The following is a 10,542-nucleotide window of genomic DNA, read 5'->3' as shown; positions in this document are numbered from 1 at the left end:
GCCAGGACCAGGCACGTCCCGGCCGCGAGAGAGGCCGTACGGAGCCGGTGCGCCCGCCTGCCCCGGGCGGTGACGTCCTCGGCCGGCGCGGTGCGCGCGCGGGCCTGTGCGTCCAGGGCCGTCTCCTGGAACAGGGACCGCAGCCGGTCGTCGGGCTCAGGCATCGTGGGCCTCCTCCATGCGCGGGTCCTGCAGGCGGTGGGAGAGCGCGGCCCGGCCGCGGGCCAGGTGCGTCTTGACGGTGCTGGCGGACATGCCGGTCTCCCCGGCGATCTGCTCGACGGTGAGGTCGCACACGTAGTGCAGGGTCAAGGTGCGGCGCTGCCGGGGCGGCAGCTCGCGCAGCGCCGCCACCAGGGCGACCTGCTCGGGCCCCGGCCCCTCGGTGTGCGGCGGGGCGCCGCTGCGCTGCCAGGCGTCCGCGGCGCGCCGCCGGAAACGCCACCGGCTCACGGCCAGCCGCCAGGCCACCGTGCGCACCCACGCCTCGGGGCTGCCGTCCCGGTCCAGTTGGCGCCGCCGGCTCCAGCCCTTGACGAACGCCTCCTGCACCACGTCCTGCGCCTCGTGCAGGTCGCCGAGCATCACGTACAGCTGTCCCGTGAGCCGTGCGACCGTCTGGGCGTAGAACTCTTCGAACTCCTCGACGGTCAACTGCCACTCCCGGATCTCTCGCTTCACCCCGCATACGCCCGCCGGGGGGCGTCCGGTCGACACGGGGCGCGGGAAAGGCGCGTGAGGCTTCTCACGCAACCGGGACCGGTCGACACGCGTCACCGCGCCGGGCCCGGCCGGCCGGCAAAGCCGCCGGACCCACCACCGGGACGCGCCGACGGAGGACGGGCCGGGCCGTTCCGCCGCCGGTTCTCCGTACCAGTGTGTCCGCCCGCCCGCGCGCGGCTCCACGGCGGGCCCCGGGCGCGATGTCCGAAACCCGCCGGACCGGGCGGTGCGCACACGGCAGGGTCGGTGGGGGAACATGACCGGAGGACTCGGAAAGGCGCAGGCGGATGACCAAGTACACGACGATGGACAGCCCGCTGGGAGAGCTGCTGCTGGTGGGCGAGGACTCGGCCACCGCGAAGGGCGGCACCGCGCTCGCCTCGCTGTCCGTGCCCGGCCAGAAGGGCGGTGCCGTCGTCCGGGACGGCTGGACGCGGGACGCCGCCGCGTTCACGGAGATCGTCTCCCAGCTGCGCGCCTACTTCGCCGGCACGCTGACCCGCTTCGACATCGAGTACGCCGGCGGGGGGACGGAGTTCCGGCGGCGGGTGTGGGCGGCGCTGGAGTCCGTTCCGTACGGCAGCACCGTCAGCTACGGCGAGATCGCCGAGCGGATCGGCGCGCCGAGGGCCGCGGTGCGTGCGGTCGGCACGGCGATCGGCGCCAATCCGCTGCTGGTCGTACGGCCCTGCCACCGGGTGGTCGGGGCCGACGGATCGCTCACCGGCTACGCCGGGGGCCTGGAGCGCAAGCGGCACCTCCTCGACCTGGAGCGCGCCCACCGGGGCGGCTGATAGGGGCGCGCCCCGGCGTGTCCGGTCCGGTCGGTCCCGGGGCGCGACGGAGTACGGGGGATGACCCCCGGCGTGAGCGTCGTACGCCCCGGAGGCGCCGCGCGCCCGGCGCGGCGGGCCGGGCGTGAACACGCCCCCGCCCGCTCCGCGCGGGAGAACCCGTCAGAGGTAGAGCCCCGCCTCGGCCCCCTGTTCCTGGGCCGGGACCGACGGGGAGGGCGTGCCGCGGCGCAGTGCGTACAGCTCGGCGAGGGTGGCGCCCTCCCGGCCGATGCCCTCGGGGGTGCCGAGCCATGCCACCGCCTCGGAGCGGTCGAGCGGGCCCACCTCGATGCGGGCCAGGCAGCGGCCGGGGCGGACCACCGCGGGGTGCATCCGCTCCAGGTCCTCGTTGGTGGTGATGCCGACGAGGACGTTGCGGCCCTGGCCGAGCAGACCGTCCGTCAGGTTGAGCAGCCGTGACAGGGCCTGGCCCGCCGCCTGCCGGGCCTCGCCGCGGATCAGTTCGTCGCAGTCCTCCAGCAGGAGCAGCCGCCAGCGGCTGGTGCCCTCGTCGTCGTCCTCGCCCATGGCGATGTCCATGAGGTAGCCGACGTCGTTGAACAGCCGCTCGGGGTCGAGCACGATGTCCACCTGGCACCACTTCCGCCAGGAGCGGGCGAGGGTGCGCAGCGCGGAGGTCTTGCCCGTGCCGGGCGGCCCGTGCAGGAGCAGGAGGCGGCCGCTGACGTCCTGCGGACCCGTCGTCATCAGCCGGTCCAGCGCGCCGGCCACCGGGGCGGCGTAGTTGCGGCGGATCTCCTCCCAGGGGGAGGCGGAGATCCGGCGGGTCGTGCGCTGCGGGCCGCAGCGCGGGGAGAGGTACCAGAAGCCCATCGGGACGTCGTCGGGCCGGGGTTCGTCCGTGTCCTCGGCCTCGCGGGTGGCCTGGGCGAGGACCGTTTCGGCGAGGGTGTCGCTGACGGCGGTGACGGAGACGTCGGCGCCGTGGTTCCAGCGGGAGACCAGCACGGTGTAGCCGTCGCCCTCCGCGAGGAGGGCGCTGCGGCTGTCGCTGCGGGCGGAGCGCAGCACGGTGGCGCCGGGCGGCAGCAACGCGGCCCCGGGGCGCACGCGTTCCACCGAGCGGGCGCGGGCGCAGGGCTGGCTGCCGTCGGCGAAGCGCCCCAGGAACAGGGCGTCGACGACATCGAGGGGGGAGTCGGTGTCGTCCATGGTCAGACGGAGCGGTACGGACTCCTCGGCGGCGGCCGGCGGGAGATGGTCGGCAGACATGTCGTCATGATCGGGCACGCCACGCCGTGGCGTACACGGAATATCGGGCCGGGCCGCGGGACGATGACGCACGGGTGAACGCCAGCGCGAAGACACACCATTTGTCGTGAACATTCAACGATTCTTGACATGAACACTTCCTATTACTCGCGGGTCCTGCTACCACGGTGTCCGGAAATCCTGCCCAGGGAGGCTTCAGATGAGACTGTCCCGCGTTGCGGCCTTGCTGTCCGCGCTCGTTGTCACCTCGGCGCTCTCGCTCACCGGAGCGAGCGCCGCCGCGGCGGCCGAGCGCCCCCTCGCCACGGGCTATGTGGCGCTCGGCGACTCCTACTCGGCCGGCGTGGGGTCCGGCAGCTACGACAGCGGCAGCGGCGACTGCAAGCGCAGCTCCAAGGCGTACCCCGCCCTCTGGGCCGCGGCCCACTCCCCCTCGTCCTTCGACTTCACCGCCTGCTCCGGCGCCCGCACCGACGACGTCAAGAGCGGTCAGCTCGGCCCGCTGAACTCCTCGACCGGCCTGGTGAGCATCAGTGTCGGCGGCAACGACGCGGGATTCTCCGACACCATGACGACCTGTGCGCTCCAGGGGGAGAGTGCCTGTCTGTCCCGGGTGGCGCAGGCCGTCACGTACATCAAGAACACCCTGCCCGGCAAGCTCGACGGGGTGTATGGCGCGATCACGAGCAAGGCGCCGTCGGCTCGCGTCGTCGTCATCGGGTACCCGCACTTCTACAAGATCGGTGGCAGCTGCGTCGCCGGCCTCACGGACAAGTCCCGCAGCGCCATCAACGCGGCGGCCGACGAGATCAACGGCGTCACCGCCAAGCGCGCCGCCGACCACGGCTTCACCTTCGTGGACGTCAACACCACCTTCTCCGGGCACGAACTGTGCTCGGGCAGCCCCTGGCTGCACAGCGTCACCATCCCGGTGGGGGAGTCGTACCACCCCACGGCCACCGGCCAGTCCCAGGGCTATCTGCCGGCCTTCGGCTCCGCCGCGTGAACCAGCCGTTCTCCCGCCGCGCGGGAGGGCCCCGTGGTACCGGGTCCTCCCGCGGCGCGCCAACCGCCCGAAACCGGTCGACGTACGGTCAACTCGCCCTGATGGCGCCGCCGTAGGGGCATTACGTAGGCTGTGCCCCGATGGGACGAGGGGGCGGTGTGTCCCGTGGACGGTCTGCACGGGTGTCCGCCAGGGAAGATAGGGTTACTCTGCCCGGGGCCGGGTGCCCTCGTACGGGTGGGGAGAGTCATGGAACAGATAACAGTGCGCGGCAGGGCACGGGTGCCTGCCATCACGTGCGGAAGCGGCGCGTCCAGTGCGCGCCTGGACCGTCATCTCGCGGTGCTGGGCGGGCCCGCCGTGCCGCAGTGCGAGGTGGAGGGCGCGGCGTCCCTGATGCAGGAGCTGACCGCCCGTGGTCACGCGCCCGCCCGTCCGGGCCCCGGCGCGCGGGTCTCGCTGTTCGCTCCGCTGCGCAGGCTGCGGCGTTCGCTCTTCGGCGGCCACGCCTGACCGGCGGCGCGGACACAACCCTCCGGCGCCCCCGTCGTCCCGGCGCGGCCCGGCCGTTCGCCGGCCCCGGGGCGGCACCCCGCTCTCACCACCCGTCCCGGGCGACGGGTGGTTTTCTTGCGTGCCCAACTCCCGGTGCCGGTACGGCCGCACCTGCAAGGGTGCTTTCCCGTCAGCGTCGCGGGCGCGCCCGCGCCTCGGTCCGCCGAGGACGCTTCCCCCGCTGAGGCCGCGTCACGCCGTGTACCGCACCGGCCCGGGCCTCCTGTACCGCCCCGCCGCCGGTGCCGTCCCCCGGCCGCCGGGCGGCCGGTTCCCGCCCCGATGCGGCATGCGGCTCCCCGCTCGACACTTTAACCCTTGCGCAATTGGGTAATCTGCCATCAAGGCCCTCTGCCGGTACGGGAGATGACGCCGGCGGACGACGACACGGTGTGCCGTGGGGCGTTCCGGGGCCGGTGCGGCGCAGGGACGAACCATCACCGATCGGGGGACACGGAAAGTGAGAGAACGTGAGGACCACCGGGGGCGCACATGAACCGCGCTGACCGTCTCAGAGCAGAGGACCGGTACGACTTCGAGCGCGTGCTCGACCGGGGGCTCAACGTCCCGCAGATCCGCGAGGCGGCACGCCGCCCCGGCGCACCGCTCTCCACGGAGCAGCTGCGCACCCGCGCGCTCGCCGCGCGGACGACGCTCACCGCGGCCGCCGCCGAGGAGTACCGCCGCTACGTCGGCCTCCGCACCGCCGCCAAGAAGTCCGGCGACGCCCCCGACCGGTCGGCGGCCCCCGCCACCGGCGGCGCGCGCAACGGCCTGCTCGGCGCCCTGGCGCTGCTGATCCCCATGCTGGCCTGCGCGGCCGCGGTCGTCTTCCTCGTCCTCGGCTACGGGCTGCGCCTCGTCGGGCTGCAACCCCATGTGGCCGACGGGCTGGTGACGGCCGGCTGGGTCGCCGCGGGCGTCGCCGCGCTCGCCACCCTGGCGGGCCTGGCCGGCATGGTGGTGACCGCCCTCGGCAACCGCGCCGTGGCCTACGCCGACCGCGCCTGCGACGCGGACCCGGCCGTCGCCGAGGCCCGCCGGGCATGGCACGAGGCACTGCTGGAACGCGGCGTCCTGCCGTACCTCCAAGGCCAGCTCAGGGACGCGGGGGCCGGGGTGCCGCCCGCCGAGGACGAGGAGGGCGCCGGACCGCGCTTCTCCTCGCCCGGCTTCAGCAGCCCCGACTTCAGCGGCAAGAGGGGATTCAGCAGCCCGGACTACGGCCACGGCGCCGGGTTCAGCAGCCCGGACTACGGCCACGGTGCCGGCTTCAGCAGCCCGGACTTCCGTGGCGGCGCCGGCTTCGACAGCCCGGACTTCAGCGGCCCGGCGCTGCACACCACACCGGAGCCGTAGCCGCCGGGCCGCCGCACGGTGCGCGGACCACCGCGCACCGTGACGGCGGCACGAGCCGCGTACGACCGGAACACCCGGAGCGCATCTGCCGGTGGCCTGCCGTACACCTGGCCGTCGCCCCGGGGACGCACCACCTTGCTGAACTCGGCCCCGGGACCGGCGCGAGGCCGGTGCCGCGAAAGGAGAGCAGATGTCCGCTTCACGTCCGTACCGCCGCCGTCTCGCGATGGGGGCCGCCGCGCTCCTCGCCGCCGGGATCGCCGTGCCGGCCGCGGCCTCGGCCGCGTCGTCCGACGCCCCGGCACACGCCCGCGGCCACGGCCACGGGCAGAAGGCGAAGAACGTCATCCTGCTCATCGGCGACGGCATGGGCGACTCGGAGATCACCCTCGCCCGCAACTACACCGTGGGCGCCGCCGGCCGGCTGAACATGGACCTGTTCCCCCGCACCGGCGCGTACACCACCTACGCGGTCGACGAGCAGGGCAGGCCGGACTACGTCACCGACTCCGCCGCCAGCGCCTCCGGCTGGGCGACCGGCCACAAGACCGTCAACGGCCGCATCTCCAAGACCCCGGGCAGCGACAAGGCCGTCCGCACCATCCTGGAGCTGGCACAGAAGAAGGGCCTGGCGACCGGCTCCGTCACCACCGCCGAACTCACCGACGCCACGCCCGCCGCCCTCGCCTCGCACGTCACCGACCGCAGCTGCCAGGGCCCGGCCGACATGAAGAAGTGCCCCACCGACACCGTCGCCAAGGGCGGCCCCGGCTCGATAGCCGAGCAGAGCGTCGACCACAAGGTGGACGTCCTCCTCGGCGGCGGCAAGGCCCGCTTCGACCAGACCGTCACCGAGGGCCGCCACAAGGGCCGCACCGTCACCGAGCAGGCCCGCAGCCTCGGCTACCAGGTCGTCACCGACGACAAGGGCCTGCGCGCCGCCCGTCCCGGCAAGCCCGTCCTCGGCCTCTTCGCGCCGGGCAACGTCCCCGTGGAGTGGTCCGGCAAGGCCGCCGCCGTCGGCGGCACCGACCCCCAGCGCTGCCGCACCTCCAACCCCCAGCGCCCCGCCGGCACGCCCTCCCTGGAGGCGCAGACCCGCAAGGCCCTCCAGCTGCTGGAAACCGGTAAGGGGAAGAAGAAGGGGTTCTTCCTCCAGATCGAGGGCGCCTCCATCGACAAGCAGGACCACGCCGCCGACCCCTGCGGCCAGATCGGCGAGACCGCCGCGTTCGACCGCGCCGTCAAGGTGGCCCGCGACTACGCCGCCCAGCACCCCGACACCCTCGTCGTCACCACCGCCGACCACGCGCACACCAGCCAGATCGTGCCGCTGGAGGCCACCCCGCCCGGCCTGTCCGCCACCCTCGTCACCGACGAGGGACGCCCGATGAAGGTCAACTACTCGACCAACACCCCGGGCAGCTCCCAGGAGCACACCGGCACCCAGGTCCGCATCGCCGCCCAGGGACCGCAGTCCGACCGCGTCCTGGGCGTCACCGACCAGACCGACCTGTTCACCACGCTGCGCACCGCGCTCTCCCTGCGCTGATACGCGGCACCCGCCCGCGCCCCGTCCCGCACTCCCGGGGACGGGGCGCGTCCGGGTGCGTACGCTGGAGCCCGGCCGCACCGCGGCACCGAAGGCACCGAGGAGGGGCGGCGACATGGGCAGGACACGCACAACCGGCTACGCGCTGGCGGCGGCCTGCGCCGTCGCGCTCACCGGCTGCACCGTCACCGGCACCGCGGGCCAGGCACCGGGCACCACCCCGGCACCTGCCGGCCCCTCGGCCCCCGCCGCCTCCGGGACACCCGGCCCGGCGAGCCCCGCGCCCGTCGGCGGCGACCCGGCACGCTACGCCGCGAAGGCCACCACCGCGGCCCACCGCGCCGGGATCAGCCCCCGGCTGCTGATGACGATCCTCTACAACGAGGCGTACAAGCCCCACGACCCCGAATGGGAACGGGCCTGGCAGCGCATCAAGCCCGACTCCGCGTTCGGCATCGCCAACATGCACCGCGCCGCCTTCGACGAGACCAAGAAGGCCCACGGATTCGCCGACCGCGACTGGCACGAACTGCCCGGCGACGCGGACCTCGCCCTCAAGGCCGCCGCCTGGTACCTGCACGACCTCGACGCACAGCTGCCCGCCGCGCACCCCGCCTCCCTCACCCGGGAGGAACTCCTCGCCCTCGGCTACAACGCCGGCGCCGGCAACATGCGCGCCTTCGCCCGCGGCGCGAAGCCCGGACCGACGGCCCAGTCGTACCTGGACCGCTTCCGCGCCAACCGGGACGTGGCCGCCGACGCCCTCCGCGCCGCCCGCTGACGCGGCGGCGCCCGCGCGGCCCGCGCCCGGCTTGTTCTTCCACCTCGCGTCACCGCGGCATGCTCGCCGGTGGAGAAAACGCGGTGCGTGCCGGCGCCACGTTGGTCACACTCGCTGACATGACGGAGAAGATCACCCGCATCAACCCCGAGCAGCTTCACGAGACACCCGGCTACCACCACATCACCGTGGTCGAGGCAGGCCGTACCGCCTATCTGGCGGGGCAGTGCCCGCTCGACCGGAAGGGCGACCTCGTCGGTCCCGGTTCCGTCGAGACGCAGGCCGACCAGGTCGTCGCGAACGCGCTCGCCGCCCTGGCGGCGGTGCGTGCCCGGCCCGCACATGTGGTGCGGTCGGTGATCTACGTGCGGAGCGATGAGAGGGACGTTCTCGGAGCCGCGTGGAGCCGGCTCACCGAGTCCGCCCTGGGTCCGGCGTTCACCACCGCCAGCACGCTCGTGGGCGTCGCCCAACTGGGCTTTCCGGGACAGCTCGTCGAGGTGGATCTCACCGTGGCGCTGCCTGACTGACGTCGGACGGGGTATCGAACGGGGACGCCGCGAGGCGGACGGGACTTCCGCCACACGTCCTAGACTGGTCGCCGCAGCGGACAGGGACGTACCGGGGACGGGAGAGCGGCAGTGGCCAAGAGCGCGGGGGACTTCGAGGACCCGCCCACCGAGGTGCTCCACGAGACCGCCGCGGCGTTCGGACTGCTCGCCTCGCCCGCCCGGCTGCACATCGTCTGGGCGCTGGCGCAGGGCGAGTGCGACGTCAGCGGGCTCGCCGAACGGGTGGGCGGCGCGCTGCCCGCCGTCAGCCAGCACCTCACCAAGCTGAAACTGGCGGGACTGGTGCGGTCGCGGCGCGAGGGGCGCCGGGTGGTGTACCTCATCGAGGACCCCGACATGGTGACCATGGTGCGCTGGCTGGTCGAGCGGATGTCCGAGCGGACCGGCCACCGGCAGTCGTCCCCGGGGCGTGCACGTGGCCTGGGCGCCTGAGACCGCCGAAGGCGCCGGAACGTCCCCCGCCCCACCCGGCGGCCCCGGGACGGCCACCGCCGTCGGCGACGCGGGACGGCTCACCGTGCTGGAGGTACTGCGCCGCCTCGACACCGGGCCCCGCGGCCTGGTCGAGGCCGAGGCCGAGGAACGGCTGGCCCGCGACGGCGAGAACACCGCGCCGGGACGGCGCCCGCCCACCTGGCCCCGGCGCCTGCTGCGCAGCGTGCGCGACCCCTTCACCACCGTGCTGCTGTGCCTGGGACTGGTCTCCGCCGCCGTCGCCTCCTGGGGCACCGCCTGCGTGATCTCCGTACTGGTGCTGGTCAGCTGCGTGCTGCGGTCCAGTGGGGAGTACCGCGCCGACCGCTCCATGGCGGCCCTGCGCGACCTGGTCGCCACCACCGTCACCGTCCTGCGGCGGCCCACCGCGCAGGACCCGCCGCTGCCCCGGGAGATCCCCGCCGACCAGCTGGTGGTCGGCGACGTGATCCGGCTGGGGCCCGGCGACGTGGTGCCCGCGGACGTACGGCTGCTGCGCGCCGGCGGACTCACCGTCCACCAGGCGGTGCTCACCGGCGAGTCCGCGCCCGTCCCCAAACACCCCGTCGACGGCCCGTACGACGCCGGGCAGGACCTGTTCGGGCAGCCGCACCTGTGCTTCCAGGGCAGCAGTGTCGCCACCGGCAGCGCCGGCGCGGTGGTGACCGCGACCGGCGCGGACACCCGCTTCGCCGGCGCGTACCGGGCCGCCGCGCGGCAGGAACGCTCCACCGCCTTCGACCGTTCCGTCAACGGCGTCTCCTGGATCCTCATCCGCTTCATGCTGCTGATGCCGCCGCTGGTGCTGATGGCCGACTCCGCGCTGCGCGGCCGCCGGCTGGAGGTGCTGCCGTTCGCGGTGGCGGTGGCGGTGGGGCTGACGCCCGAGATGCTGCCGGTCATCGTGACGGCCGCGCTGGCCCGGGGCGCGAGCCTGCTCGCCCGCGGCCGCGCCGTCATCGTCAAACGGCTGCCCGCCCTGCACGACCTGGGCGCCGTCGACCTGCTGTGCGTGGACAAGACCGGCACCCTCACCCGCGACCGGCCCGTCGTCGACCGCTCCGTGGACGCCGGCGGCCACGACGACCCCGGGGTCCTGCACTGGGCCGCCGTCAACAGCCTCTGGACCCTCCACCTCGCCGACCTGCCGTCCCCCGACACCCTGGACGAGGCGGTGCTCGACGCGGCCGGCGAGCAGGCGGACACCCTGCTGTGCTGCGAGGGCGTCACCGTCCGCACCTACGACCCGGTGCACCGCACCTCCTGCGCCGTCGTCCGCCGGCCCGGCCGCACCGGCCGCCACACCCTGGTGGTCAAGGGCGCCGTCGACGAGGTACTGGAGCGGTGCGCCCGCGCCCGCGCCGGCGGGCGGGACACCGACCTGGACGACGCCGCCCGCGCGCGCCTGCGCCACCGGGCCGCGGAACTCGCGGACGACGGACTGCGGCTGC

General features: G+C 74.4%; 11 protein-coding genes. 9 read left to right on the top strand and 2 right to left on the bottom strand.

Translation table 11 applies throughout. From position 1 onward, the window contains the following. Positions 1-156: 156 nt before the first annotated feature. A complete protein-coding gene (locus tag AC51EU_RS21445; RefSeq protein WP_496268644.1) occupies positions 157-654 on the bottom strand; it encodes a SigE family RNA polymerase sigma factor in 498 nt (165 codons plus the stop codon). Positions 655-1,010: 356 nt separating this feature from the next. On the opposite strand from AC51EU_RS21445, the gene AC51EU_RS21440 reads away from it, so the two are divergent. After that, positions 1,011-1,517, top strand: coding sequence for a methylated-DNA--[protein]-cysteine S-methyltransferase (locus AC51EU_RS21440; RefSeq protein ID WP_496268643.1), 507 nt, complete (start codon positions 1,011-1,013; stop codon positions 1,515-1,517). A 162-nt stretch (positions 1,518-1,679) separates the two neighbouring features. Here AC51EU_RS21440 and AC51EU_RS21435 read toward each other — a convergent pair whose 3' ends face one another. After that, positions 1,680-2,792 (bottom strand): DUF5925 domain-containing protein, encoded by a 1,113-nt coding sequence (locus tag AC51EU_RS21435; RefSeq protein ID WP_496268642.1) that lies wholly within the window; start codon positions 2,790-2,792, stop codon positions 1,680-1,682. A 199-nt stretch (positions 2,793-2,991) separates the two neighbouring features. Between AC51EU_RS21435 and AC51EU_RS21430 the strand changes: the two genes are divergently transcribed. The 8 genes from AC51EU_RS21430 to AC51EU_RS21395 all read left to right on the top strand — a co-directional run. Continuing rightward, positions 2,992-3,798 carry an SGNH/GDSL hydrolase family protein gene (locus tag AC51EU_RS21430; protein WP_496268641.1) on the top strand — a complete coding sequence of 269 codons (807 nt, stop codon included), beginning with the start codon at positions 2,992-2,994 and terminating at the stop codon, positions 3,796-3,798. 249 nt (positions 3,799-4,047) lie between these two features. Continuing rightward, a complete protein-coding gene (locus tag AC51EU_RS21425; protein ID WP_496268640.1) occupies positions 4,048-4,311 on the top strand; it encodes a hypothetical protein in 264 nt (87 codons plus the stop codon). 534 nt (positions 4,312-4,845) lie between these two features. Further along, positions 4,846-5,712, top strand: a complete 867-nt coding sequence (locus tag AC51EU_RS21420; RefSeq protein WP_496268639.1) for a hypothetical protein — start codon at positions 4,846-4,848, stop codon at positions 5,710-5,712. A 190-nt stretch (positions 5,713-5,902) separates the two neighbouring features. Continuing rightward, the gene (locus AC51EU_RS21415; protein ID WP_496268638.1) at positions 5,903-7,264 is read left to right on the top strand and encodes an alkaline phosphatase; all 1,362 of its coding nucleotides are present in this window, start codon (positions 5,903-5,905) and stop codon (positions 7,262-7,264) included. A 115-nt stretch (positions 7,265-7,379) separates the two neighbouring features. Beyond that, complete coding sequence (locus AC51EU_RS21410) at positions 7,380-8,045, top strand: transglycosylase SLT domain-containing protein (RefSeq protein WP_496268637.1); 666 nt, start codon at positions 7,380-7,382, stop codon at positions 8,043-8,045. A gap of 119 nt (positions 8,046-8,164) precedes the next feature. Beyond that, on the top strand, positions 8,165-8,575 hold the full coding sequence (locus tag AC51EU_RS21405; RefSeq protein WP_496268636.1) for a RidA family protein: 411 nt from the start codon (positions 8,165-8,167) through the stop codon (positions 8,573-8,575). A 111-nt stretch (positions 8,576-8,686) separates the two neighbouring features. Then, a complete protein-coding gene (locus tag AC51EU_RS21400) occupies positions 8,687-9,049 on the top strand; it encodes an ArsR/SmtB family transcription factor (RefSeq protein ID WP_496268635.1) in 363 nt (120 codons plus the stop codon). After that, on the top strand, positions 9,033-10,542 hold a 1,510-nt coding region (locus AC51EU_RS21395), incomplete at its 3' end, for a P-type ATPase actuator domain-containing protein (protein ID WP_496268634.1). The genes AC51EU_RS21400 and AC51EU_RS21395, both read left to right, overlap by 17 nt.

It is taken from the genome of Candidatus Streptomyces philanthi, from assembly GCF_059553635.1.
Note: the sequence above shows the minus strand (reverse complement) of the source record. Positions and strands in the feature narration are given on the sequence as shown.

Coding starts and splice junctions, on each gene's coding strand:
- AC51EU_RS21440 (WP_496268643.1), top strand. CDS start 1,011: ATGACCAAGTACACGACGATGGACAGCCCGCTGGGAGAGCTGCTGCTG.
- AC51EU_RS21435 (WP_496268642.1), bottom strand. CDS start 2,792: ATGTCTGCCGACCATCTCCCGCCGGCCGCCGCCGAGGAGTCCGTACCG.
- AC51EU_RS21430 (WP_496268641.1), top strand. CDS start 2,992: ATGAGACTGTCCCGCGTTGCGGCCTTGCTGTCCGCGCTCGTTGTCACC.
- AC51EU_RS21425 (WP_496268640.1), top strand. CDS start 4,048: ATGGAACAGATAACAGTGCGCGGCAGGGCACGGGTGCCTGCCATCACG.
- AC51EU_RS21420 (WP_496268639.1), top strand. CDS start 4,846: ATGAACCGCGCTGACCGTCTCAGAGCAGAGGACCGGTACGACTTCGAG.
- AC51EU_RS21415 (WP_496268638.1), top strand. CDS start 5,903: ATGTCCGCTTCACGTCCGTACCGCCGCCGTCTCGCGATGGGGGCCGCC.
- AC51EU_RS21410 (WP_496268637.1), top strand. CDS start 7,380: ATGGGCAGGACACGCACAACCGGCTACGCGCTGGCGGCGGCCTGCGCC.
- AC51EU_RS21405 (WP_496268636.1), top strand. CDS start 8,165: ATGACGGAGAAGATCACCCGCATCAACCCCGAGCAGCTTCACGAGACA.